The organism is Pseudomonas sp. IT-347P (assembly GCF_949768005.1).
Lineage (GTDB): Bacteria > Pseudomonadota > Gammaproteobacteria > Pseudomonadales > Pseudomonadaceae > Aquipseudomonas.
The window spans coordinates 261,125-283,791 of the sequence record NZ_CATKPQ010000057.1; the positions used below are offsets into that span (position 1 = coordinate 261,125).

Genomic DNA, 22,667 nt, shown 5'->3' on the forward strand with positions numbered 1-22,667 from the left:
GATCAATCGCAGAATTGCAAAACGTTGGCGCGGCTCTTTTCGCTGGGGGCAGTCTGATCCTGCTGCAGCCAGAACTGGCACTTCGGATTGGACAGATTGCGCGTACTGCCGCGAGCCTGATCCAGACGCGCCTGCTGCTCATTCTTGCGCAGGTTCTCTTCGTACTGTTGGAACTGCGGGCTCGGTGGCGGAATATCCGGTTGCACCTGCACGGCTGGCGGATTGGCCAATTGCTGCACCGCTTGCGCAACCGGTGCCAATTGCTCCTTGAACAGAAAATGCGACAGCAGCCAGCAGGTCAGCGCAATGGCAACAAAGCCCAGCCACATGCCCAAGGCAATGCTGCCGGTCAAATGCAACGCGCTAAGCTGAACAGGCAAGGGGCGACGCGGGTTGGGGCGATAGGGCATGGCTGCCTCCTGGCGGGTGATGGCGGGCAAGCGGCGATTGTCGCACGAAGTTAAATCGCCGTCGGCTCTTCTGCACGAGGTGATTTATGCGGACAATCGCTGCTTTTGCCAACGGGAGTCTTGAATGCCGGAATTGAAACCCCGCTGGGATATTTTCTGCACCGTGGTCGACAACTTTGGCGACATCGGCGTGACCTGGCGTCTGGCCCGGCAATTGGTAGCCGAGCATGGCTTGATGGTGCGATTGTGGGTCGATGATTTGCGCGCTTTCGAACGCATTTGCCCCGAGATCGATATCAGTGCAGCACAGCAATGGCAGCAAGGCGTCGAAGTGCGGCACTGGCCGGCCGAGTGGTTGCACACAGATGCGGCGGATGTGGTGATCGCCGCGTTCGCCTGTCAGTTACCCAGTGATTACATGGACGCGATGGCCGCGCGCGAGCAGCCGCCATTGTGGATGAACCTCGACTATCTCAGCGCCGAGGACTGGGTGACGGGTTGTCACGGCTTGCCGTCGGTCAAATACAAATCGGTGCAGAAGTTCTTTTTCTTTCCGGGATTTCAGCCTGGCACCGGCGGCCTGTTGCGTGAGCGCGGCTTGCTCGAACGGCGTCGGCAGTTTCAACAGGATGCCGGGGCTCAGCGGCAATTCCTGCAAGGTCTCGGGGTCGATCGCGCGGCGGATGCGCAGCTGATTTCCCTGTTTGCCTATGAGAATGCCGGGCTGGCCAGTTGGCTCGATGTGCTGGCTACCGACGTGACACCGACTCATCTGTTGGTGCCGGAAGGGCGGATTCTTGGCGACGTGGCGCGCTGGCTCGAGGTGGAAACCCTGATGGTGGGTGAGATCAATGTGCGTCAGTCATTGACTGTGCAGGTGCTGCCATTCGTCCGTCAGGATCAATACGATCAGTTGCTCTGGTGCTGCGATTTCAACGCGGTGCGCGGTGAGGACTCATTCGTTCGGGCACAGTGGGCGGGGCGGCCGATGCTCTGGCACATCTATCAGCAGGACGAAGACATCCACCTGGACAAGCTCGACGCTTTCCTCGCGCTCTACACAAAAGGCCTGTCACCGGCCGCTGCCGAGGCGATCAACGGTCTCTGGCGCGCGTGGAGCGCCGGCCAGCCGATCGGCGAACACTGGCTCACCGCCCGTAATCATTGGCCAGAACTGCAGGAAAACGCCGAAGCGTGGTGTCTGGAACAAGGCTTGCAGGCCGATCTTGCCGCAGCGCTGGTACAGTTTTACCTAAATTGGATATGATACGCGGCCTAGATTTTTGTAAATCCCATCCAAATTCGGATATTCGCAATGAAAACTGGTAAAGAACTCAAACCCGGTACCGTGATCCGTATCGACAACGATCCTTGGCTGGTTCAGAAAGCTGAATTCACCAAGTCGGGCCGTAACAGCGCGATCATGAAGACCAAGCTGAAGAACCTGCTGACCGGTTACAAGACCGAAACCGTTTACGGTGCGGACGACAAACTGGACGACGTGATCCTGGATCGTAAAGAAGCCACCCTGTCGTTCATCAGCGGTGACACTTACACGTTCATGGACACCACTGACTACACCATGTACGAGCTGAACGCCGAAGACATCGAAAGCGTTCTGCCTTTCGTTGAAGAAGGCATGACCGACGTTTGCGAAGCCGTGTTCTTCGAAGAGCGTCTGGTTTCCGTAGAGCTGCCGACCACTATCGTGCGTCAGGTTGACTACACCGAAGGTTCCGCTCGCGGTGACACTTCCGGCAAGGTGATGAAGCCTGCCAAACTGAAGAACGGTACCGAACTGTCGGTTGCTGACTTCATCGAAATCGGCGACATGATCGAGATCGATACCCGCGAAGGCGGTTCCTACAAAGGCCGTGCCAAATAAGCACTGCTTTTTGCGGAAAGAAAAAACCCGACCATTGTGTCGGGTTTTTTTGCGCCTGCGATTTGAGTTGCCCACAATCCCCTGTAGGAGTGAGCCTGCTCGCCATAGCGTCATTCCAGTCGATATCTCCATTGACTGACTTGACCGCTATCGCGAGCAGACTCACTCCTACAGGGAGATGTGCTTACTTCAGGTGTTCCTTGAGTTCTTCAGACGCCTGCAACATCGCCGAACGCAGCGCCGGCACCTGGCTGACCACGTTGAGCAAACCGTAATCGTGGATCATGCCGTTGTAACGCACCGACGTTACCGGCACTCCGGCTTCGTCGAGTTTGCGCGCATAGGCTTCGCCTTCATCGCGCAACACGTCGGCGCTGGCAGTCTGCACCAGTGCAGGCGGCAGGCCTTTGAGTTGCGCGGTAGTGGCGCGCAGCGGCGAGGCGTAGATCTCGTTGCGCTGTTTGGCGTCGGTGGTGTAGTTGTCCCAGAACCACTTCATCATGTTGCGGGTTAGGAAGTGTCCTTCGGCGTACTGGTTATACGAACCGGTATCGAAGTTGGCGTCCGTCACTGGCCACAGCAGCACCTGGAATCGGATCGCCGGGGTGCCTTTGTCTTTGGCCATCAGCGCCACCACGGCGGCCATGTTGCCGCCGACACTGTTGCCCGCCACGGCCAGTCGCTTGCCGTCGACATTGATCTCTTTTCCGTGCTCTGCCACCCATTTCGTCGCGGCGTAAGCCTGGTTGATCGCCACCGGGTAATGCGCCTCTGGAGACGGCGTGTAGTTGACGAATACGGCCGCCGCCCCCGAACCGACTACCAGATCACGCACCAGCCGTTCGTGAGTCGGGAAATCGCCCAGCACCCAGCCGCCGCCGTGGAAGAACATGAACACCGGCAGCTCGCCCTTGACCCCGGCCGGCCGGACGATGGTCAGGCTCAACGGTTGGCCATTGACCTGGACGGTTTTCTCGCTGACATCGGCGTTGGGCAGCGTCAACTTTACCCCGGACTGCGCGCCAACCAGCACGGCGCGGGCATCCTTGGGGGACAACTGCTCGATCGGCTTGCCGCTGCCGGCATTCAGCGCATCAAGGAATGCCTGGGTGTTGTGTTCGACATCACCGGCAAAAGCGCTGTGCACGGACAGGGCGAGAAGGGTGCCGGTCAAGACTTTGCTGAAAGTGTTCATGTTCATTTCCTGTTCGGGCCTGGGGGCGTCAGCAGTTAGACGGTGACGTGCAGACGTACGTCGACGTTGCCACGGGTCGCGTTGGAGTACGGGCAAACCTGGTGAGCCGCGTCGACCAGCGCTTGCGCATCGGCTTGTTCCAGACCCGGCAGGCTGATGTGCAGATCGATGTCCAGACCGAAACCGCCAGGGATCTGACCGATACCGACGTGGGCGGTGATCGAGGCGTCGTCAGGGATTTTGCGTTTGGTCTGGCTGGCAACGAATTTCAGTGCGCCGATGAAGCAGGCCGAGTAGCCGGCAGCGAACAGTTGCTCAGGGTTGGTCGCTGCGCCGCCGGCACCGCCGAGTTCTTTCGGGGTAGCGAGTTTGACGTCGAGGACGTTGTCGCTGGAAATCGCACGACCGTCACGGCCGCCAGTGGAGGTTGCAATTGCGGTGTAGAGAGTTTGCATGGTGTGAGCCTCGTAGGTGTGATGTGTTGCGCTAATTGTTTGCGCGCTAAGTAAGTGCGAGATAAATGTATCGTGCGAATATTTAGTGCGCAAGATAAATTTTTGAAGAATCTGCATTTAGGCAGAACGGCGAATCGCTCGGTTAGCCTGAAAAGTGCGATTTAGAGGGGATGGTGGGTAGATCAGGCGATGAAAAATTTTTTCAGACGACGAGATCAATGTAGGAGTGAGCCTGCTCGCGATAGCGGTGGTTCAGTCGGCTTGAGTTGACTGGCACACCGCTATCGCGAGCAGGCTCACTCCTACAGGGATTGGTGAGTCTTAGATCAGGCTTTCTTGGAGATGGCTGCGCAGTTCCTGTAACTCCGCCTGAAGCTTCTGCAGGCGTTCCAGAGTGAAGCCGCTGGCGCCGAGGATGCATTGCGGAACGGTCTGCGCTTGTTCTTTCAATGCGCGGCCTTGCTCGGTCAACTCGACGATCACCACGCGTTCATCCTCGCGGCTGCGTGTACGGCTGAGTAAACCTTCGCCTTCCAGCCGTTTGAGCAGCGGCGTCAGCGATCCGGGATCGGTCAGCAGCCGCGTGCTGATTTCTCCGACGGTCAAACCATCGTTCTCCCACAACACCATCATCGCCAGGTACTGCGGATAGGTCAGGTTCAAGGCTTGCAGCAGCGGCTTGTAGACCTTGGTCATCATCAGCGAAGTGGAATGCAGGGCGAAGCAGGCCTGGTTATCCAGCAGCAGGTCGTCGCAGGTGTCGCGTTCGGTAGTCATGTCAAAGCCTTGTTCGGTGATGGTCATGAATCTAGCGCTCGAACCTTTAATGCGCCAGATAATTTTCCGGATCTAAAGGCGTCCCAGCTCCCGTTGCAGCGCCAGATCCCATGGCGGCACCGGACTGAATCGGGTTTTCAGGTATTCCAGAAGCAAGCGACTGCGCGAGTGGGTTTGCCGTTCCATGCGCAGTGCGTAGATGCCGGTGGATTCAGGACTGGGCAGGCCGTTTTCGCAGAACAGCGGGAGCAGTTCCCCGCGCAGCAGGTATTCGCTCGCCAGCCAGGTCGGCAAGTGCGCAATCCCTAGTCCCGCCAACGCGCCACACACCAGTGCTTCGGCGTTGTTGGCGCTCATGCGGATGCGCGCCGGACGGTGCAATTGCAGTTGGCCGTCATGCTCGAACCGCCAGGCGAAGGGCGGGGCGAGGCCGTCCCAGTCCAGACCGTCATGCTCGCCAAGTTGCGCCGGACTGCCGGGTACGCCCCGGCGCTTGAGATAGTCAGGACTGGCGCAGGCAATGCGCACCATGCTCGCCAAGGGCGTCGCCACCAGTCGTGTGTCAGCCATTTGCCCGGCACGCAACACCAGATCGACTTTGCCCAGATTCGAGCCGCCCATGTCGACGAAACTGTCGATCAAATGCAACTGCACATCCAGCCCCGGGTACAGCACGAGAAAGTCGGCAATCACCGGCGCCAGATGCCGTCGCCCGAACGCAGCCGGGGCGTCGATGCGGATCAAACCTTCCGGCGCACTGCTCAGCGACACGGCTTCGGCCCGCGCCAGTTGTAACTCGGCAACGATCCGCCGCGCACGCTCCGCAAACGCCAGGCCGGCCGGCGTCGCGCGTACTGCGTGAGTGCTGCGTATAAATAACTGGCTGCCGACGGCGCTTTCCAGGCTGTCGATTCGTCGCGCAACGGCCGAGGGGGTCAGCGGATGAAGACGTGAAGCCGCAGAAAAACTGCCAGTCTCCAGTACATCGAGAAACAGGCCTAATTGTTCGGTCAGCTGATTGGGGTTCATGGATATTCACGCTTGTGCGAAATCGGCATAGCCATTGTGCGTTGCTATGCGTTTCCCCGCCAGCCACGACTGCGTAGGATGAGTCGCCTGACGTAAGAGGAATGCAGCTGTGATGGATTTTTTGTTGTACCTGCTGTTCGGCGCCGCCCTTGGCACACTCGGCGGCATTTTCGGCATCGGTGGCGGCTTGATTGCCATTCCGTTGCTTGGCGTGTGGTTTGGTCTCGATCAGCAGATCGCCCAAGGCACGGCGCTGGTGATGGTCGTGCCCAATGTGATGCTGGCGCTGTGGCGTTATCACCAGCGCAATCGCATCGAACTGCGGCACGCGCTGCCCTTGGCGGTGATGGGCTTCTGCTTTGCGTGGATCGGTTCGATCTGGGCGGTGGGCATTGATGCGCAAACCATGCGTATCGGCTTTGTCGCCTTCCTGGTGGCGCTCTCGGCGTACAACCTGCTGAAGATGTTCGGCAGGCAACCCGCGGCGACTGCCGAGATGCGTTATTCCTGGCCATGGCTCGGCGTGCTCGGCGCGGCGTCCGGCACCATGGGCGGTTTGTTCGGTGTCGGTGGGGCCGTGGTGGCGACGCCAGTGCTGACCAGCCTGTTCGGCACCACCCAAGTCGTCGCTCAAGGCCTGTCGCTGGCGCTGGCCTTGCCAAGTACCGGCGTAACTCTGGTGACCTACGCGGTGCACCACGAAGTGGACTGGATGATCGGTCTGCCGCTGGCCATCGGTGGCCTGGCGAGCATCAGTTGGGGAGTGAAAGTCGCCCACGCCATGCCGGAAAAACTCCTGCGTGGGCTGTTCTGCGGTTTCCTGGTGCTGTGTGCGGTGATGCTCGCGTTTAAAGTTTGAAGCCTTCGACGATGTGCTCGGCCAGGCACTCGGTGATCGGCGACGGATTGTTCAGGTTGCGGATCAGCATGATGCTGGCCTCGGGCAACAGTGGCAGATCTTCGGCGGCGCCGAGAATGCGCATGTCCGGGGTGATCAGACTCTCCAGTTGCGCGGTGATCGCCAGTCCCGCGCTCACCACCGCCATCAACGCCGATAGGCTGCTGCTGTTGTACGCAATGCGGTAATCGCGGCCCATCGCATCCAGCGCATTGCACGCCCACAAACGGCAGAAACAATCACTGTTGAACATCGCCAAAGGCAATGGCGTCTGCTCGTGAGCACTGAAATTCTGTGCTTCGGCCCAGACAAAGCGCTCTTTGCGCAGCAACTGGCCGATCTCGTTGCCCGGCTCGCGGGTGACGATCGACAAATCAAGGTCGGTACGCTGCAACAGCTGTTTGCTCGATTCGCAATGCACTTCGATCTGGATCAGCGGATAGAACTGCGCAAACCGCGACAAAATCCCTGGCAGAAAGCGCATCACATAGTCATCCGGCGTGCCGATGCGCACCGTGCCGACCATGTGCGGCTCGCGCAAGGTGTTGAACACTTCACTGTGCAGCTTGAGGATGCGCCGCGCGTAACCGAGCAGCACCTGGCCTTCGGCGGTCAGGCGCACCTGGCGTCCGTCGCGCTCGAACAACTGCCGCTGCAACACGTCTTCCTCCAGGCGCTTCATCTGCATGCTCACCGCCGATTGCGTGCGGTTGACCATTTCGCCGGCGCGGGTGAAACCGCCCTGATCAGCGATGGCGACAAAGGTGCGCAGGACATCGGTATCGATACTGGGGTAGGCCGACAATTGATGAATCTCCGTGATGCATGCCATCAGAAACATTCGTTGGATTGATCTTAGCGCCGGCGCGAGACTTGAGCCATCCACAAAGGAGGCAACACGATGAAAGGTCAAAGAGAGTATGTAGACGACGCAAAATTTTCCGGCCACGGCCATATCGTTTCCGATCTGCTGCACAAGTTTAGCCGCTGGTACGAACTGCACCGTGAACGTGAGTTACTCGCCAGTCTGAGCGACGAAGCGTTGAAGGACATCGGGGTCAGTCGTGCCGACGTTGAACACGAAGCCGTGCGGCCGTTCTGGGATGATCCGATGCATAAATGACCCGTTGCATTAATGATGAGCAGAGCCCTACACAAACCAACTTCAAGTGAGGTAGGTTGCGAGCAGACAAGGAGGTGTTCATGCCCGCAACAGTATCCTTTTCCCTCAAACAGGCGCGACGACTGGCGCTGGCTGCCCAAGGGTTCAACGGGCGCCAGCCGCCGACCGTCAAGGCGCCGCACCTCAACCGGCTGATCGAACGGTTGGGCCTGCTGCAAATCGACTCCGTCAACGCCGTGGTGCGCTCGCACTACCTGCCGCTGTTTTCCCGTCTCGGTTCCTATTCTTCCGACTTGCTCGACCAGGCTGCCTGGAGTTCGGGGCGACGTCGTACGCTTTTTGAATACTGGGGACATGAAGCGTCATTACTGCCGCTGTCGATGTATCCGCTGATGCGCTGGCGCATGCAGCGAGCCAGGCGTGGCGAGGATATTTATCAGCAATTGGCCAGATTCGGTCGCGAGCAGCAGGAGGTGGTCCGTCGGGTTTTGAAATCGGTGCAAGAGCAGGGCGCATTGGGCGCCGGCAGCCTTTCAACCCGGGAAGACAAGGCCGGGCCGTGGTGGGACTGGAGTGCGGAAAAGCATGCGCTGGAATGGCTGTTCGCGGCTGGCGAAGTGACGGTTGCCGGGCGGCGTGGTTTTGAGCGTATGTACGATTTGCCGGAGCGGGTGATCCCCTCTTCAATTCTGCAGCAGGCGTTGCCGGACGAAGCCGAAGCGCAACGTGGATTGTTGTTGCATGCGGCGCAGGCATTGGGCGTCGGCACCGAAAAAGACCTGCGTGACTACTTTCGCCTGAATCCGACGGATGCGCGTCCACGTCTGGCTGAGCTGGTCGAGGCCGGACAATTGCAGCTGTGCGAGGTCGCCGGTTGGCGGCAAATCGCCTACTGCCTGTCGGAGCCGAAAATCCCGCGCAAGGTCGTCGCCAGTGCGCTGTTGTCGCCGTTTGATTCGCTGATCTGGGAGCGCAGCCGGACTGAACGTTTGTTCGATTTCCGTTATCGGCTGGAGATTTATACGCCGCAGGACAAGCGGGTTTACGGCTATTACGTGTTGCCGTTCTTGCACAACGAGCGGATTGCCGCACGGGTCGATCTGCGCGCCGAGCGGGCGGCGGGGCAGTTGGCAGTGCATGCGGTGCACGAAGAGGAAAAGGGACTGGATGAGGAAGGGGTGTTGGCGCTGGCGCTGAACTTGCGGCGGATGGCGGATTGGCTGGGGCTTGCGCGGGTGCAATTGAATTGTCAGCGCGAGAGTGCAGCGCGGTTGCGGGTGGCATTGGCGAAAATTGAGGGCGTCTGAGCGGACGCCTTTGCAAGCAGGCTCGCTCCCACATGGGTTTTGTATACGACACAAATCCAGTGTGGGAGCGAGCCTGCTCGCGAAAGAGGCGACGCGGTCTAGCGGCGAACTTGTTTGAGGGTTTCGGCAATCAAAAACGCCAGTTCCAGCGACTGATCAGCATTCATCCGCGGATCACAGTGGGTGTGATAGCGATCCGACAAGCCATCTTCGGTAATCGGCCGCGCACCACCAATGCATTCGGTGACGTTTTGCCCGGTCATCTCGATGTGAATACCGCCGGCGTAGCTGCCTTCCGCCTCGTGCACCTGGAAGAACTGTTTCACCTCGCCAAGGATCTGCGCAAAGTCGCGGGTCTTGTAGCCGCTGCTGGCCTTGATGGTGTTGCCGTGCATCGGGTCGGAGCTCCACAGCACGTGCTTGCCTTCGCGCTGCACCGCGCGGATCAGCGCCGGCAGGTGATCGCCGACCTTGTTCGCGCCCATCCGCGCAATCAGGTTGAGGCGCCCGGGATCGTTGTCCGGGTTGAGCACGTCAATCAGTCGGATCAGGTCATCGGGGTTCATGCTCGGGCCGACTTTGACGCCGATCGGGTTGTTCACCCCGCGCAGGAATTCGACATGCGCGCCGTCGAGCTGACGGGTGCGGTCGCCGATCCACAGCATGTGCGCCGAGCAATCGTAGTAATCGTTGGTCAGGCTGTCGCGGCGCACGAAAGCTTCTTCGTAGTTCAGCAGTAACGCTTCGTGGGCGGTGAAGAAACTGGTTTCGCGCAGTTGCGGCGAGCTGTCCATGCCGCAGGCGCGCATGAACGCCAGGGTTTCATCGATGCGGTCGGCGAGGTGGCTGTACTTCTCGGCCAGCGCCGAGTTGGCGATGAAATCGAGGTTCCACTTGTGCACCTGGTGCAGGTCGGCAAAGCCGCCCTGAGCGAAGGCGCGCAACAGGTTCAGCGTAGCGGTGGACTGGTGATAGGACTGCAGCAAACGTTCCGGATCCGGTACGCGGCTCTTTTCATCGAAGCCGATGCCGTTGACGATGTCGCCCCGGTAGGCCGGCAGGGTCACGCCACCGATGGTCTCGTCGTTGGCCGAACGCGGCTTGGCGAACTGACCGGCCATGCGCCCGACCTTGACCACCGGGCAGCCGGCGGCGAAGGTCATGACGATCGCCATTTGCAGCAACACTTTGAAGGTGTCGCGAATCTTTGCCGCAGAGAACTCGGCAAAGCTTTCCGCGCAATCGCCGCCCTGCAGCAGGAACGCCCGGCCCTGGGTCACTTCGGCAAACTGCCGGCGCAGCTCGCGCGCTTCGCCGGCGAACACCAGCGGCGGATAACTGGCCAGCGTCTGCTCGACCTGGCGCAGATGCGCCGCGTCAGGGTATTGCGGTTGTTGCTGGATCGGCAGGGCGCGCCAGCTGTCAGGGCTCCAGGGTTGGCTCATCACGGTCTCTAATTGGTTCTACGCACGGGAAGCCCATGGTAGCAGCAATTAGTGCGTGACCTGCTCCCGCCCCATCACCGACAATCGCCGCTTTGCCACGGCGCCACAGCGGCGCCATCGCGTCACCGCGCCCGGTGACCATCAGGAGACGAAATGACTGAGGAGCGCGTCGAGCATCTGCTCGCCGAAGTACAGGATGAGTTCGGCGTGATTCGCGTGCTGGAAGTGGCTGATTACCGCTTTCTCGAATTCGGCGATGCGATTGAGCAGAGCTGCGTGTTCACCGCCGATCCGAGTTGGCTGGAGTACGACTACACCCGGGCGATGCTGATCGGTGCGTTGTGCCATGAGCAGCCGGAAAGTGCGCTGTTTCTTGGTCTCGGTGCCGGTACGTTGACTCAGGCCTGCCTCAAGTTCCTGCCGCTGGAAGATGTCGAAGCCATTGAGCTGCGCCCGGACGTGCCGCGCCTGGCCATCGAATACCTTGGCCTGGATGACGATCCGCGTTTGTACATTCGCGTTGGCGATGCGCTGGAGTTGCTGCCGACGGCAGAGCCGGCGGACCTGATTTTTGTCGACCTGTACACCGATGTCGGTCCGGGCGTCGGGCATCTGGCCTGGAGTTTTCTCGGTGACTGCCAGAAGCGTCTGAATCCGGGGGGCTGGCTGGTGATCAACCAGTGGGCCACCGATGACGGCAAGCCGCTGGGCGCGGCGTTGTTGCGCGGGCTTTATCACCGGCATTACTGGGAGCTGCCGGTGAAGGAGGGCAATGTGATTCTGATTGTCCCGGCGGATCTCGATCAGGCGCTGGACATGCAGGCGCTGACCCAACGGGCCGAAGCGCTGGCGCCGCAGTTAGGGTATTCGTTGCAGTCGTTGATCAAGGCGATTCGCCCGGCGACCTGAGTCGTCATTGATGGCCCCTTCGCTGGCAAGCCAGCTCCCACAGGATTCGCGCCGTACGCAAAATGTGTGGACGACTCGGTCACTGTGGGAGCGGGCTTGCCCGCGAAGGCGTCCTGATAGTCACCACATCTTTCAGATCCCCTTGAATATCCCAGGGCGCCGCTCAACCAACGAGCGCACCCCTTCCTTGGCATCCTCACTGGCCAGCAACTTCTTCACCAGCGCCGGCAACCCCTGCGCCGCGGCCGTCTCACCCTCATACCGCGCCTGCCGTGCCGACATCAATGTCGCCTGCACCCCCAGCGGCGCCTGTCGAGCAATCCGTTCGGCCAGTTCTATCGCTCGCGGCAACAGGTCTTCACTGGCCATCACTTCCTGCACCAACCCCAGATGCAACGCATCGTGGGCATCAAATTCATCGCCGGTCAGTAGCCAGCGCATCGCATTGCCCCATCCCGCCACTTGATGAAAGCGTAAAGTCGCGCCACCAAAAGGAAAGATCCCACGCTGTACTTCCATTTGCGCGAAGCGGGTATTGCTAGCACACAGATTGATATCGGCTGCCAACATCAGTTCGATGCCGATGGTCAGGCAATAGCCTTGCGCGGCGACAATCACCGGTTTACTCACCCGAGGCCCGACGAACACACCCCACGGATCGCAACCGCCGGTCGGAACCTGCCAGCCTTGCGCCAAAGCCGAGCTGGCGTTGACCAGATCCAGTCCCGCAGTAAAGTGCTCGCCATGCCCGAACACCACCGCCACCCGCGCCTCGCTATCGGCCTCGAACTCGCCGTAGGCCAGGCTCAGCTCGTTGAGCAGATCGAGGTCGAAGGCATTGCGTTTGGCGGCTCGATCGAGGCCAATCAGATGGACATGACCACGACGTTCACGGCTGACGCGGCCGGGACAGGACTGATTCATGGCGAAATCCTCGAGCGGGGAAGGTCGGGTGCAGCGACGGTATGCCGCACATCAGTGAATCGTTTAAGCGTCATCGCCCGCAGGGCCGGGCCTTTGAAAAATAGACCTTGGCGCGATTATCCGCAAAACCCCGTTACACAGCGGTGACACACCCATTGAGCCGGTAAAAAAAACTCCCTTTTCGGGCAAATTCCGGTATAGTGCGCGCCGGCCTTTAACCGGGCCGCGTTTAGGTAGCGCAATTCCCCGAAGCCAGCTTCGGCTGCACGTCCGCACTGCGGGCTCTTCCTTGACGATTCTTTTTCATTCATACGTTTTCGCAAATCCCCGCCGACAAAGCTGCCAGGGCGACTCTTGAGTCTCAACACGGCATGTGCAGCTTTGGAGCATGGGTCTTTGCGGATGCACTTAGAGGCAGACCCATGACCCAGGAAATCGGCGGCTTCGCCGCTCTTGAACTTCACCCTAATATTGTCGCTGCAGTAGTCGCTACCGGCTATGAAGAGCCTTCGGCCATTCAGCAGCAGTCGATCCCGATCATCCTCGCCGGTCACGATATGATTGGTCAGGCGCAAACCGGTACCGGTAAAACCGCTGCCTTTGCCCTGCCTATCCTGCACCGCATTGATCCGTCCAAGCGCGAGCCGCAAGCTCTGATCCTGGCCCCAACTCGTGAGTTGGCGCTACAAGTTGCAACCGCTTTCGAAACCTACGCCAAGCAAATGCCGGGCGTAACTGTTGTGGCTGTCTACGGCGGCGCGCCGATGGGCCCACAATTGAAAGCCATCCGTAATGGCGCACAGATCGTTGTCGCCACTCCGGGCCGTCTGTGCGACCACCTGCGTCGCGACGAAAAAGTCCTCGCTACCGTGAACCACCTGGTTCTGGACGAAGCAGACGAAATGCTCAAACTCGGTTTCATGGACGACCTGGAAGTTATCTTCAAGGCCATGCCGGAAACCCGTCAGACCGTATTGTTCTCGGCAACCTTGCCGCAATCGATCCGTGCCATCGCTGAGCGCCACCTGCGCGATCCGAAGCACGTGAAGATCCAGAGCAAGACCCAGACCGTTACCGCGATCGAACAGGCTCACCTGTTGGTTCACGCTGACCAGAAGACCTCGGCCGTGCTCAGCTTGCTGGAAGTGGAAGACTTCGACGCTCTGATCATGTTCGTGCGCACCAAGCAAGCGACCCTGGATCTGGCCAGCGCCCTCGACGCCAAAGGCTACAAAGCTGCGGCGCTGAACGGCGACATCGCCCAGAACCAGCGTGAGCGCGTCATCGACTCGCTGAAAGATGGCCGTCTGGACATCGTTGTTGCGACCGACGTTGCTGCCCGTGGTCTGGACGTTCCGCGTATCACTCACGTGTTCAACGTTGACATGCCGTACGACCCGGAATCCTACGTGCACCGTATCGGCCGTACCGGCCGTGCGGGTCGCGAAGGTCGCGCACTGCTGCTGGTGACTCCACGTGAGCGCCGCATGCTGCAAGTGATCGAGCGTGTAACCGGTCAGAAAGTCGCTGAAGTTCGCCTGCCGGACGCGCAAGCCGTTCTCGACGCGCGCATCAAGAAGCTGACCAACAGCCTGTCGCCGCTGGTTGCTGATGCCGAATCGACTCACGGTGAGCTGCTCGATCGTCTGACTGCAGACATCGGCTGCACCCCGCGTGCTCTGGCTGCTGCGCTGCTGCGCAAAGCCACCAACGGTCAAGCACTGAACCTGGCTGCGATCGAGAAGGAACGTCCACTGGTGCCGAACAACGCACCGCGTGGCGACCGTCCTGAGCGTACCGGTGATCGTCCTGATCGTGGTGACCGCGAGCGTCGCGCGCCAATGCCGTTGGGCGAAGGCCGTGCTCGTTGCCGTACCGCGCTGGGTGCGCGTGACGGTATCGCTGCGAAGAACCTGCTGGGCGCCATCCTCAACGAAGGCGGTCTGGCCCGTGAAGCGATCGGCCGCATCCAGGTGCGTGACAGCTTCAGCCTCGTCGAGCTGCCGGAAGAAGGTCTGGAGAAGCTCCTGACCAAACTGAAGGACACTCGCGTTGCTGGCAAGCAGTTGAAGCTGCGTCGCTATCGCGAAGATTGATCTGCCTCTGGGCTGATTGATCGAACATAAAAAATCCCCGACTGGTTCGGGGATTTTTTATGCCTGATGTTTGGGTTAACACAAGATCCGGTATGAGCTGGCTTGCCAGCGATGACGTCAGCCGAAGCGATAAATATCCATGCCCAGCGCACCCATGGTGAATCCCCGGTGCGCCACACTGAACTCACCCCCGGCACCCCGCGCAAAGTACAGTGGCAACAGATGCTCATCACTCGGATGGCTGCGCACGGCATGCGGTGCCTGGTGACGATAATCGTGCAGTGCCGCCTCATCGTCGGCCGTCAGTTTCTCGATCACCCAGTCACGGAAGTCCCGCGCCCATGGCTCGACACTTTCCGGCCCGGCGTGCCAGTCCAGTTCGCGCAGGTTGTGAGTGATGCTGCCAGAGCCGATCAACAAAATGCCTTGTTCGCGCAGGCTCGCCAGAGCACGGCCCACTCGCGTCTGCAGTGCCGGCCCGCCGCGACTCGGCAGCGAGACTTGCACCACCGGGATATCCGCCTGCGGATACATCAGCGACAACGGCACCCACACGCCGTGATCGAACGGACGTTGCGGGTCCAGGCGGGCGGGCAGATTGTTGGCCGTCAACAGTGCGGCGACCTCAGCGGCCAACTGCGGATTGCCCGGCGCCGGATACTGCACTTCGAACAAGGCGCGGGGGAAACCACCGAAGTCGTGCCAGGTTTCCGGTTGCGCGTGGCTGCTGACCAGCAGTTCGTGGCTTTCCCAATGCGCAGAAACGATGACAATGGCTTTGGGTTTCGGTAGCTCGGCTGCCAGACGTGCCAGGGCCGGGCCGCTGGCGCCGGGTTCCAGCGCGAGCATGGGTGAACCATGGGAAATGAACAGGCTGGGAAACATGATGGGTTCCAGAGCGTTAAGATGGCTTCATCTTCAGTCAGATCATTGATCTAAATCTAATATAAGTTTTAACGCTTTTTGATCGAATTATTGGGAGTGATGCATGCAGCCTGAGTTTTGGCACAAAAAGTGGGCTTCGGGTCAGATTGGTTTCCATTTGCCCGAGGTGAACCCGTATTTGCAGCGGCATTGGGCGGCACCGGAGACGGCGCGAGTGCTCGTGCCTTTGTGTGGGAAAAGTCTGGATCTGGCGTGGCTGGCCGGGCGCGGTCATCAGGTACTCGGGATTGAACTGTCGGAAAAGGCTATTGAGGACTTTTTCAGTGAGCATCAGATACAGCCGCAGATCAGCGAGAAAGGCGCGTTCAAGGTCTATCACGGTGACGCTATCGAGCTATGGTGCGGTGACTTCTTTGCGCTGACCGCCGACGATGTCGCCGATTGCACGGCGTTGTACGACCGCGCCGCGCTGATTGCCTTGCCCGCGCCAATGCGTGAGCGCTATGCGGCCCATCTTCAGCAGATTCTTCCGCAGACTGTGCAGGGGTTATTGATTACGCTGGATTACGATCAGGCGCAGATGCCGGGGCCGCCGTTCGCGGTGGGGGATGATGAAGTTAAGCGGTTGCTGGGGAGCCTCTGGCAGGTGCAGGCGCTGGAAGAGCAGGATGTGCTGGCTGAGAGCGGGAAGTTCTTGCAGGCGGGTGTCACGCGGCTTGAGGAGCGGGTTTACCGGGTTTCTTCTCTCTAATTTGTGTTGGATGTTCCGGCCTCATCGCGAGAACGGCCCATTCTTCAAGGCAACAAAAAAGGCCCGCATCACTGCGGGCCTTTTTCATTGTTACGCCGGTTGAATCAACCGCGACGACGCAGCGCGTCAATACGCTCTTCCAGCGGCGGGTGGCTCATGAACATGCGGGCAAAGCCCTGTTTGATGCCGCCGTTGATGCCGAAGGCGTTCAGGGTGTCCGGCATATGCACCGGCAGGCCCTGTTCGGCGCGCAAGCGTTGCAATGCGCCGATCATCGCGCTGGTGCCGGCCAGACGTGCGCCGGCTTCGTCGGCACGGAATTCGCGCTTGCGCGAGAACCACATGACGATCGCACTGGCGAGAATGCCCAGTACCAGTTCGGCGAAGATGGTCGCCACGTAGTAGGCGATGCCCTGGCCTTCTTCGTTCTTGAAGATCACTTTGTCGACGAAGTTGCCGATGATCCGTGCGAAGAACATCACGAAGGTGTTCACCACGCCCTGGATCAGTGCCAGCGTGACCATGTCGCCGTTGGCGACGTGACCGATTTCGTGGGCCAGTACGGCTTTCACTTCATCGGGCGAGAACCGCTCGAGCAAGCCCTGGCTGACCGCGACCAGCGCATCGTTCTTGTTCCAGCCGGTAGCGAAGGCGTTTGCTTCGTAGGCCGGGAAAATACCGACTTCGGGCATCTTGATCCCGGCTTCGCGGGACAGTTGCTCTACGGTTTGCAGCAGCCATTGCTCATGCCGGGTACGTGGCTGGCTGATGATCTGGGTACCGGTGCTCATCTTCGCCATCCACTTGGAAATGAACAGCGAGAACAACGAGCCGGCGAAACCAAAGACTGCACAGAAGACCAGCAGCTGACTGAGGTCGAGATCAACCCCGTTGGCCGCCATGAACCCGTTGAAGCCGAACAGGCTCAGGGTGATGCTGGCTATCAGCACGACCGCCAGGTTAGTGGCCAAAAACAGCAGGATGCGCATCATGGTTGTAGAAATCTCCTCAAGCTAAAGATGTAGCGTACTGCGGGGTATATAAGGTGCCGCACCGGGCTATTCAACTGAGTGACTATTTCAAACTGTGTCCTACAGCAAATTCTCCGGTGCTCGGCACATTTCCCACGACAGGTAACGATAGGGATGACGGCCAGCCGCAACCCGTCGCCATTACGCTGGACGCAGGTAAACGGTACGAATCGCAAGTGTAGAAGGCGTGTGCCGAGGCGGAATGCAGAAGTGTTGCTGAATCAGACAGTGCGCAACGTTTGCCCGTTGCGCACTGCTGGCCAGTTACTGGCGGTAGGACTTGAGGAAGTTGCCGATACGGCCGATGGCCATTTCCAGATCGTCGACGCGGGGCAGGGTGACGACGCGGAAGTGGTCCGGCCACGGCCAGTTGAACGCCGTGCCTTGCACCACCAGCAGCTTCTCGGACAGCAACAGATCGAGGACGAATTTTTCGTCGTTGTGGATCGGGCAGACTTTCGGGTCGATTTTCGGAAACGCATACAGTGCGCCCATCGGCTTGACGCAGCTCACGCCCGGAATGTCGTTGAGCAATTCCCAGGTGCGGTTACGTTGCTCCAGCAGGCGACCCTGTGGCAGCACCAGGTCGTTGATGCTCTGGTAGCCGCCCAGTGCGGTCTGAATCGCATGCTGACTCGGCACGTTGGCGCACAGGCGCATGTTGGCCAGGATGTCGATGCCTTCAATGTAGCTCTGGGCATTGTGTTTCGGCCCGGAAATGGCGATCCAGCCCGAGCGGAAACCCGCGACGCGGTACGACTTTGACAGCCCGTTGAAGGTCAGGCACAGCAGATCCGGGGCCAGCGACGCGGTGCAGACATGCACGGCATCGTCGTACAGAATCTTGTCGTAGATTTCGTCGGAGAACACCACCAGATTGTGCGCGCGGGCGATTTCCAGCATGCCCAGCAACACTTCCTTCGAATACACCGCGCCGGTCGGGTTGTTCGGGTTGATGATCACCATGGCTTTGGTGTTCGGGGTGATCTTGGCCTTGATGTCGGCCAGATCCGGGAACCAGTCGGCGCCTTCGTCGCACAGGTAATGTACGGCGTTACCGCCGGCGAGGCTGACAGCGGCCGTCCACAGTGGATAGTCCGGGGCTGGCACCAGCACTTCGTCGCCGTTGTTGAGCAGCGCCTGCAGCGACATCACGATCAGTTCGGACACACCATTGCCGAGGTAGATGTCTTCGATGCCGACACCTTCGACATTTTTCTGCTGGTAGTACTGCATCACCGCCTTGCGTGCGCTGAACAGGCCTTTGGAATCGCTGTAGCCTTGCGCGGTCGGCAGGTTGCGGATCACATCCTGAAGGATTTCGTCCGGCGCTTCGAAACCAAACGGCGCCGGGTTGCCGATGTTCAGCTTGAGGATGCGCTGGCCTTCCTCTTCCAGACGTTTGGCGTGTTTGAGCACCGGACCGCGAATGTCGTAGCAGACGTTGGCGAGCTTGTTCGATTTGCTGAACTGCATGGCGATGTGATCCCGAAAATGAACGATCCAGGCGGCGGATGGACAACCGTACTGGGATTCCTGCGTCTTCACACAGGCGGACGTTTTGAGCCGTGGCTCCCATAATCCGTTTGAATGCGCCCGGTCTGGCTGCCAGACTGGTGCGTGACGAGGCGCAATCATACGTGCCGCCCGATCCGTGGAAAAGGTACAGATCGGGCTTTTTCAGCCGCTGAGGTGTGACGATGGAAAAGTTGGAAAAAACCCTGGAAGAATGGCGGGCGATGCTCGACCCCGAGCAGTACAACGTCTGCCGTCTGAGTGCCACCGAGCGTCCGTTCTCGGGCAAATACAACGACACCAAAACCGACGGTGTCTACCACTGCGTCTGCTGCAACGAAGCGCTGTTCGATTCCACGACCAAATTCGACTCCGGCTGCGGCTGGCCGAGCTTCTACGCGCCAATCGGCGAACGTGCGATGACCGAAATCCGCGATACCAGCCACGGCATGATCCGCACGGAAGTGAAGTGCGCGCGCTGTGATGCGCATCTGGGCCATGTGTTCCCGGACGGTCCGCCGCCGACCGGCCTGCGTTATTGCATCAACTCGGTGTGCCTGAACCTCGAGCCGCGCGAATAAACGAAGGAAGGCGGCCCGCGGGTCGCCTTGTTTTTCGATATTTAAATTGCACACAATTTAATTGATCGCTATGTTTGCCCCTTCTTCCCGATTTCAGAGTGCCGATCATGAGCGACAACCTGCTGAACATCCCGTGCACCACGATCAAAGGTGAGCAAAAGACCCTGGCCGATTTCCCCGGCAAAGCGGTGCTGGTGGTCAACACCGCGAGCAAGTGCGGTTTCACCCCTCAGTACAAAGGCCTCGAAGAACTGTGGCAGACCTACAAGGACCAAGGCCTGGTGGTGTTGGGCTTCCCGTGCAATCAGTTCGGCAAGCAGGAGCCAGGCAACGAAAGCGCGATCAGTGAGTTCTGCGAGCTGAACTTTGGTGTCAGCTTCCCGCTGTTCAAGAAGATCGATGTCAATGGCGCCGACGCGCATCCATTGTTCGTGCAATTGAAGAAACGTGCTCCGGGCGTACTCGGTTCTCAAGGCATCAAGTGGAACTTCACCAAGTTCCTGATCGGCAAGGACGGTCAGTTGGTCAAGCGCTTTGCCCCGGCCACCAAGCCGCAGGACCTGAGCCGCGAGATCGAAGCCCTGCTCAAATGAACAGCTTGCCGGTCGATTCGCTGAAGCTCGACAACCAGTTGTGCTTCAAGCTGTACGCCGCCTCTCGGGCGGTGATTCGCGCCTACAAGCCGATGCTCGATCAACTCGGCCTGACGTATCCGCAATACCTGGCGATGCTGGTGTTGTGGGAATGGCAGGACGCCGCGCCGCCGCAACCCACCGTCAAGGCATTGGGTGAGCGCCTGGCACTGGATTCGGGCACGCTGACGCCGTTGCTCAAGCGCCTGGAGCAGTTGCAGTGGGTGCAGCGCCAGCGTTCGACGCGCGATGAGCGGGAAGTGCACCTGAGCCTGACACCGGCAGGTCAGGCCTTGCGCGAGCAGGTCGGGCCGCTCAAGGCCCGTCTGCTGTGCGACAGCGGTGTGGATCTGGACCGCCTCAATGACTTGCGTAGCGGCCTCGATCACTTGTTGGGCCAGATCAAGGCGCTGGTGTAGTCGGGATCCACTGATCGAGCAATGCCGCCAGTTCTTCGCGGCGGAACGGCTTGGCCAGATAATCGCTCATGCCGGCCGCGCGGCAGCGTTCGCGCTCCTCGGACATCGCGTTGGCGGTCAGGGCGACAATAGGCAGATTCGGCCAGCGCCCACTCTGACGGATCTGCCGGCTGGCTTCGTAGCCGTCCATGACGGGCATGTTGCAGTCCATCAGCACCAGATCGAATTCGTGATACTCCAACTGATCCAGCGCTTCGGCACCGTGGGCGGCGACGATGACCTCGCAGCCCAGTTTGCCCAGCATGCCCTTGGCCACCAGTTGATTGACCGGGTTGTCCTCGACCAGCAACACTCGCCCGCGTCGTATGGCGGGAGATGTTTCGAGCTGCGCATCATTAATGGCGACGACGTCCGGTTGCAGGGTGCGTCGCAGGTTCTGATAGAGCGCATTACGCGCCAACGGTCGCGCCTGTTGCTGCAGAGGCGCGAGCGCGGCGGCTTCTTCGCTGGGCAGGAAACTGCCGTAGGCGGTCACCAGCAAAATCGGCGCAGCGAGCGTCGGGCGCAAGCCGAACAAACACTCCGGACAATCAGTGATCACCACGTCCGGTGTCAGGCCCAGCAGCGAGTCATCGATGGTGCGCTGCTCATACGTCAGTCCCCACACCGGCAGCAGGCTCTGCAACAGTTCCGCCAGACCACTGCTGGCGGCGGTGATGGCGAGGATTTTCCCCTGCAGCGGGGCCGGAGCCAGTGCCCGGGTATGACAGGGCAGAGGCAGCTCGGCACAGAACTGACTGCCGAACCCGGTCTCGGAACTGATGGTCAGGCGCCCCTGCATCGCTTCGCAGAGATTGTAGGTCAGCGCCAGTCCCAGTCCGGTGCCACCGTACTGACGGGTGATCCCGGCGCCCGCCTGAGTGAACGGCTGGAAGATTTTCAGCTGCGCATCCTGGGCGATACCGATGCCGGTGTCGCAGACCTCGATGCGCACACCATCCTTGTGGGTCGACAAGCGCACATCAACGCGGCCGAAGCGGGTAAATTTCAGGGCGTTGGACAGCAGGTTGCTGACGATTTGCCGGACGCGGGTCGGATCGCCCAGCACCAGAGCCGGGAAGTGCGGATCGATCAGGCAGGTCAGCTCGACGCTCGGCGCGGCGTTCTGCGACAGCAGATTGGCGGTGTCTTCGATCAAGGCGCCGAGGTCGAACGGGATGTGCTCAAGCTCCAGTTGCCCGGCGTCGAATTTAGACAGGTCGAGAATATCGTTGAGCAACTCGACCAATACCTTGCCCGAATCGTGGGCGATCGACAGCTGTTGCTGCTGCTCGGCATTCAACGGGCCGTCGAGTGACAGCGCGATCATCCCCAGCAGGCCGTTGAGCGGAGTGCGGATCTCATGGCTCATGTTGGCAAGGAATGCCGAGCGGGCCTCGGCCATTTCCAGCGCGGTGCTGCGGGCGACTTCGAGTTCCTCGTTGGACTGGCTGAGCCGCGCGTTGATCGCCTTGAGTTCGGCGGTGCGTGCCGAAACGATGTTTTCCAGTTGCCCGAGGTAGTCGGTCAGGCGATTTTCGGCATTGCGCCGCTGCTGGATCTCGGTGGCAATGTTCTCGAATTGCTGATTGGCGACTTTGACCAGCACGCCGATTTCATCGTTGCCGTGGCCGGACGGGCACTCCAGCGTGGTCGGCTCGGCGCTGCGCGGGTCGCGCCCGCTGAGTTCGCGGATCACCCGCACCAGCGGTTTGGTCAGCATCACGTAGAACAGCGCCAGGAGGATGCCGGTAAGAATCAGGCTGCGCGCGAAGCCATTGAGCAGGGTCACTTCGGCCCGGCGCAGGAAGCGGCTGCCGTAGGCATAAGTGTCGACCTCAAGGCTCAACACGCCCAGCGATTCATTGGGCAGATGATCCAGATACAGACGGTCTTCGAACTGGCGCTTGGCGCCAAACAGGAAGTCGCTGATCACCCGATAACCGCTTTGCAGTTCCGGACGTTTGACGTTGGCCAGCACCGTATTGTTGTTGTCGACCAGTTGCGCAGAAATGATCGCCGGCGAGCGCAGCAGGCCCAGGGCCAGTTCCTGCGCCAGTTCGGCGTCGATGTTGTAGGCGATCCGTGAAGCCGGGTTATGGCTGATTTCCAGCAAAGACAGGATTTCACGGTTGATGGAGGCGTCTTCGCTGGCATAATCGATGCCGATTTGCAGCAGGCTGAGCAGCGTGCCCAGAATGAACCCGACCAGCACGGTAAGCCTGGCTTGCTTGTAAGACAGCCGGTGGGTGAATTTGATATCCATGGGGTGTTGAACCACTTCCGTTTCCCTTCGCTGCTCAAGCATAGTCGATCATGTATGGATACCGAGGTTCCCGAATCGCCTTGTAACAAGGCTTG

The 22,667-nt window shown here is 59.9% G+C and carries 23 protein-coding genes; 11 read left to right on the top strand and 12 right to left on the bottom strand.

What is annotated here, in order from left to right; genetic code table 11:
* Nucleotides 1–2 precede the first annotated feature (2 nt).
* A complete protein-coding gene (locus ACM6IV_RS23680; protein ID WP_093435173.1) occupies nt 3–410 on the bottom strand; it encodes a hypothetical protein in 408 nt (135 codons plus the stop codon).
* Nucleotides 411–534: 124 nt separating this feature from the next.
* On the opposite strand from ACM6IV_RS23680, the gene earP reads away from it, so the two are divergent.
* A complete protein-coding gene (gene earP, locus ACM6IV_RS23685) occupies nt 535–1,677 on the top strand; it encodes an elongation factor P maturation arginine rhamnosyltransferase EarP (RefSeq protein ID WP_414871880.1) in 1,143 nt (380 codons plus the stop codon).
* A 48-nt stretch (nt 1,678–1,725) separates the two neighbouring features.
* Complete coding sequence (locus ACM6IV_RS23690) at nt 1,726–2,295, top strand: elongation factor P (RefSeq protein WP_003226785.1); 570 nt, start codon at nt 1,726–1,728, stop codon at nt 2,293–2,295.
* Nucleotides 2,296–2,479: 184 nt separating this feature from the next.
* Here the strand turns inward: ACM6IV_RS23690 and ACM6IV_RS23695 are convergent, their stop codons facing one another.
* The 4 genes from ACM6IV_RS23695 to ACM6IV_RS23710 all read right to left on the bottom strand — a co-directional run bounded on the left by ACM6IV_RS23695 (nt 2,480) and on the right by ACM6IV_RS23710 (nt 5,751).
* The gene (locus ACM6IV_RS23695; protein ID WP_414871881.1) at nt 2,480–3,490 is read right to left on the bottom strand and encodes an alpha/beta hydrolase fold domain-containing protein; all 1,011 of its coding nucleotides are present in this window, start codon (nt 3,488–3,490) and stop codon (nt 2,480–2,482) included.
* Between the two features lie 35 nt (nt 3,491–3,525).
* Nucleotides 3,526–3,945, bottom strand: a complete 420-nt coding sequence (locus tag ACM6IV_RS23700) for an organic hydroperoxide resistance protein (RefSeq protein ID WP_077573935.1) — start codon at nt 3,943–3,945, stop codon at nt 3,526–3,528.
* A gap of 321 nt (nt 3,946–4,266) precedes the next feature.
* Nucleotides 4,267–4,722, bottom strand: coding sequence for a MarR family winged helix-turn-helix transcriptional regulator (locus ACM6IV_RS23705; RefSeq protein ID WP_414871882.1), 456 nt, complete (start codon nt 4,720–4,722; stop codon nt 4,267–4,269).
* A 72-nt stretch (nt 4,723–4,794) separates the two neighbouring features.
* Nucleotides 4,795–5,751 carry a LysR family transcriptional regulator gene (locus ACM6IV_RS23710; RefSeq protein ID WP_414871883.1) on the bottom strand — a complete coding sequence of 319 codons (957 nt, stop codon included), beginning with the start codon at nt 5,749–5,751 and terminating at the stop codon, nt 4,795–4,797.
* A 112-nt stretch (nt 5,752–5,863) separates the two neighbouring features.
* Between ACM6IV_RS23710 and ACM6IV_RS23715 the strand changes: the two genes are divergently transcribed.
* The gene (locus tag ACM6IV_RS23715; protein ID WP_414871884.1) at nt 5,864–6,610 is read left to right on the top strand and encodes a sulfite exporter TauE/SafE family protein; all 747 of its coding nucleotides are present in this window, start codon (nt 5,864–5,866) and stop codon (nt 6,608–6,610) included.
* Here the strand turns inward: ACM6IV_RS23715 and ACM6IV_RS23720 are convergent.
* Complete coding sequence (locus ACM6IV_RS23720; RefSeq protein ID WP_172667885.1) at nt 6,600–7,454, bottom strand: LysR substrate-binding domain-containing protein; 855 nt, start codon at nt 7,452–7,454, stop codon at nt 6,600–6,602. The two genes, ACM6IV_RS23715 and ACM6IV_RS23720, sit on opposite strands and share 11 nt — an antisense overlap.
* Nucleotides 7,455–7,550: 96 nt before the next feature.
* Between ACM6IV_RS23720 and ACM6IV_RS23725 the strand changes: the two genes are divergently transcribed.
* A complete protein-coding gene (locus ACM6IV_RS23725) occupies nt 7,551–7,772 on the top strand; it encodes a DUF1127 domain-containing protein (RefSeq protein ID WP_123453015.1) in 222 nt (73 codons plus the stop codon).
* Between the two features lie 80 nt (nt 7,773–7,852).
* The gene (locus tag ACM6IV_RS23730; protein WP_414871885.1) at nt 7,853–9,079 is read left to right on the top strand and encodes a winged helix-turn-helix domain-containing protein; all 1,227 of its coding nucleotides are present in this window, start codon (nt 7,853–7,855) and stop codon (nt 9,077–9,079) included.
* Nucleotides 9,080–9,177: 98 nt separating this feature from the next.
* Here ACM6IV_RS23730 and ACM6IV_RS23735 read toward each other — a convergent pair whose 3' ends face one another.
* Nucleotides 9,178–10,524 carry a class II 3-deoxy-7-phosphoheptulonate synthase gene (locus ACM6IV_RS23735; RefSeq protein WP_042607881.1) on the bottom strand — a complete coding sequence of 449 codons (1,347 nt, stop codon included), beginning with the start codon at nt 10,522–10,524 and terminating at the stop codon, nt 9,178–9,180.
* A gap of 153 nt (nt 10,525–10,677) precedes the next feature.
* Here ACM6IV_RS23735 and ACM6IV_RS23740 point away from each other — a divergent pair, with 153 nt between their 5' ends.
* Nucleotides 10,678–11,433 (top strand): spermidine synthase, encoded by a 756-nt coding sequence (locus tag ACM6IV_RS23740; RefSeq protein WP_253504050.1) that lies wholly within the window; start codon nt 10,678–10,680, stop codon nt 11,431–11,433.
* A 132-nt stretch (nt 11,434–11,565) separates the two neighbouring features.
* On the opposite strand, the gene ACM6IV_RS23745 is transcribed toward ACM6IV_RS23740, so the two are convergent.
* A complete protein-coding gene (locus ACM6IV_RS23745; RefSeq protein WP_414871886.1) occupies nt 11,566–12,357 on the bottom strand; it encodes a crotonase/enoyl-CoA hydratase family protein in 792 nt (263 codons plus the stop codon).
* A gap of 422 nt (nt 12,358–12,779) precedes the next feature.
* Here ACM6IV_RS23745 and ACM6IV_RS23750 point away from each other — a divergent pair, with 422 nt between their 5' ends.
* Nucleotides 12,780–14,453 carry a DEAD/DEAH box helicase gene (locus ACM6IV_RS23750; RefSeq protein WP_414871887.1) on the top strand — a complete coding sequence of 558 codons (1,674 nt, stop codon included), beginning with the start codon at nt 12,780–12,782 and terminating at the stop codon, nt 14,451–14,453.
* A 117-nt stretch (nt 14,454–14,570) separates the two neighbouring features.
* Here the strand turns inward: ACM6IV_RS23750 and ACM6IV_RS23755 are convergent, their stop codons facing one another.
* Entirely contained in the window at nt 14,571–15,338 is a 768-nt protein-coding gene (locus ACM6IV_RS23755) for a DODA-type extradiol aromatic ring-opening family dioxygenase (RefSeq protein WP_414871888.1), read from the bottom strand.
* 103 nt (nt 15,339–15,441) lie between these two features.
* On the opposite strand from ACM6IV_RS23755, the gene ACM6IV_RS23760 reads away from it, so the two are divergent.
* Nucleotides 15,442–16,089: a thiopurine S-methyltransferase gene (locus tag ACM6IV_RS23760; RefSeq protein ID WP_414871889.1), complete on the top strand. Its 648-nt coding sequence runs from the start codon at nt 15,442–15,444 to the stop codon at nt 16,087–16,089.
* 104 nt (nt 16,090–16,193) lie between these two features.
* Here the strand turns inward: ACM6IV_RS23760 and htpX are convergent, their stop codons facing one another.
* Both htpX and ACM6IV_RS23770 read right to left on the bottom strand, forming a co-directional pair.
* Entirely contained in the window at nt 16,194–17,081 is an 888-nt protein-coding gene (htpX, locus tag ACM6IV_RS23765) for a protease HtpX (protein ID WP_007908619.1), read from the bottom strand.
* Nucleotides 17,082–17,384: 303 nt separating this feature from the next.
* Nucleotides 17,385–18,596: a pyridoxal phosphate-dependent aminotransferase gene (locus ACM6IV_RS23770; protein ID WP_414871890.1), complete on the bottom strand. Its 1,212-nt coding sequence runs from the start codon at nt 18,594–18,596 to the stop codon at nt 17,385–17,387.
* A gap of 224 nt (nt 18,597–18,820) precedes the next feature.
* On the opposite strand from ACM6IV_RS23770, the gene msrB reads away from it, so the two are divergent.
* The 3 genes from msrB to ACM6IV_RS23785 all read left to right on the top strand — a co-directional run bounded on the left by msrB (nt 18,821) and on the right by ACM6IV_RS23785 (nt 20,267).
* The gene (msrB, locus tag ACM6IV_RS23775; protein WP_414871891.1) at nt 18,821–19,216 is read left to right on the top strand and encodes a peptide-methionine (R)-S-oxide reductase MsrB; all 396 of its coding nucleotides are present in this window, start codon (nt 18,821–18,823) and stop codon (nt 19,214–19,216) included.
* A gap of 107 nt (nt 19,217–19,323) precedes the next feature.
* Entirely contained in the window at nt 19,324–19,809 is a 486-nt protein-coding gene (locus tag ACM6IV_RS23780) for a glutathione peroxidase (protein ID WP_414871892.1), read from the top strand.
* A complete protein-coding gene (locus ACM6IV_RS23785; RefSeq protein WP_414871893.1) occupies nt 19,806–20,267 on the top strand; it encodes a MarR family winged helix-turn-helix transcriptional regulator in 462 nt (153 codons plus the stop codon). Before ACM6IV_RS23780 ends, ACM6IV_RS23785 begins: the two co-directional genes overlap by 4 nt.
* Here ACM6IV_RS23785 and ACM6IV_RS23790 read toward each other — a convergent pair.
* On the bottom strand, nt 20,251–22,614 hold the full coding sequence (locus tag ACM6IV_RS23790) for a response regulator (RefSeq protein ID WP_414871894.1): 2,364 nt from the start codon (nt 22,612–22,614) through the stop codon (nt 20,251–20,253). The genes ACM6IV_RS23785 and ACM6IV_RS23790 overlap by 17 nt on opposite strands.
* Nucleotides 22,615–22,667: the final 53 nt, after the last annotated feature.

Coding starts and splice junctions, on each gene's coding strand:
- ACM6IV_RS23680 (WP_093435173.1), bottom strand. CDS start 410: ATGCCCTATCGCCCCAACCCGCGTCGCCCCTTGCCTGTTCAGCTTAGC.
- earP (WP_414871880.1), top strand. CDS start 535: ATGCCGGAATTGAAACCCCGCTGGGATATTTTCTGCACCGTGGTCGAC.
- ACM6IV_RS23690 (WP_003226785.1), top strand. CDS start 1,726: ATGAAAACTGGTAAAGAACTCAAACCCGGTACCGTGATCCGTATCGAC.
- ACM6IV_RS23695 (WP_414871881.1), bottom strand. CDS start 3,490: ATGAACACTTTCAGCAAAGTCTTGACCGGCACCCTTCTCGCCCTGTCC.
- ACM6IV_RS23700 (WP_077573935.1), bottom strand. CDS start 3,945: ATGCAAACTCTCTACACCGCAATTGCAACCTCCACTGGCGGCCGTGAC.
- ACM6IV_RS23705 (WP_414871882.1), bottom strand. CDS start 4,722: ATGACTACCGAACGCGACACCTGCGACGACCTGCTGCTGGATAACCAG.
- ACM6IV_RS23710 (WP_414871883.1), bottom strand. CDS start 5,751: ATGAACCCCAATCAGCTGACCGAACAATTAGGCCTGTTTCTCGATGTA.
- ACM6IV_RS23715 (WP_414871884.1), top strand. CDS start 5,864: ATGGATTTTTTGTTGTACCTGCTGTTCGGCGCCGCCCTTGGCACACTC.
- ACM6IV_RS23725 (WP_123453015.1), top strand. CDS start 7,551: ATGAAAGGTCAAAGAGAGTATGTAGACGACGCAAAATTTTCCGGCCAC.
- ACM6IV_RS23730 (WP_414871885.1), top strand. CDS start 7,853: ATGCCCGCAACAGTATCCTTTTCCCTCAAACAGGCGCGACGACTGGCG.
- ACM6IV_RS23735 (WP_042607881.1), bottom strand. CDS start 10,524: ATGAGCCAACCCTGGAGCCCTGACAGCTGGCGCGCCCTGCCGATCCAG.
- ACM6IV_RS23740 (WP_253504050.1), top strand. CDS start 10,678: ATGACTGAGGAGCGCGTCGAGCATCTGCTCGCCGAAGTACAGGATGAG.
- ACM6IV_RS23745 (WP_414871886.1), bottom strand. CDS start 12,357: ATGAATCAGTCCTGTCCCGGCCGCGTCAGCCGTGAACGTCGTGGTCAT.
- ACM6IV_RS23750 (WP_414871887.1), top strand. CDS start 12,780: ATGACCCAGGAAATCGGCGGCTTCGCCGCTCTTGAACTTCACCCTAAT.
- ACM6IV_RS23755 (WP_414871888.1), bottom strand. CDS start 15,338: ATGTTTCCCAGCCTGTTCATTTCCCATGGTTCACCCATGCTCGCGCTG.
- ACM6IV_RS23760 (WP_414871889.1), top strand. CDS start 15,442: ATGCAGCCTGAGTTTTGGCACAAAAAGTGGGCTTCGGGTCAGATTGGT.
- htpX (WP_007908619.1), bottom strand. CDS start 17,081: ATGATGCGCATCCTGCTGTTTTTGGCCACTAACCTGGCGGTCGTGCTG.
- ACM6IV_RS23770 (WP_414871890.1), bottom strand. CDS start 18,596: ATGCAGTTCAGCAAATCGAACAAGCTCGCCAACGTCTGCTACGACATT.
- msrB (WP_414871891.1), top strand. CDS start 18,821: ATGGAAAAGTTGGAAAAAACCCTGGAAGAATGGCGGGCGATGCTCGAC.
- ACM6IV_RS23780 (WP_414871892.1), top strand. CDS start 19,324: ATGAGCGACAACCTGCTGAACATCCCGTGCACCACGATCAAAGGTGAG.
- ACM6IV_RS23785 (WP_414871893.1), top strand. CDS start 19,806: ATGAACAGCTTGCCGGTCGATTCGCTGAAGCTCGACAACCAGTTGTGC.
- ACM6IV_RS23790 (WP_414871894.1), bottom strand. CDS start 22,614: ATGCTTGAGCAGCGAAGGGAAACGGAAGTGGTTCAACACCCCATGGAT.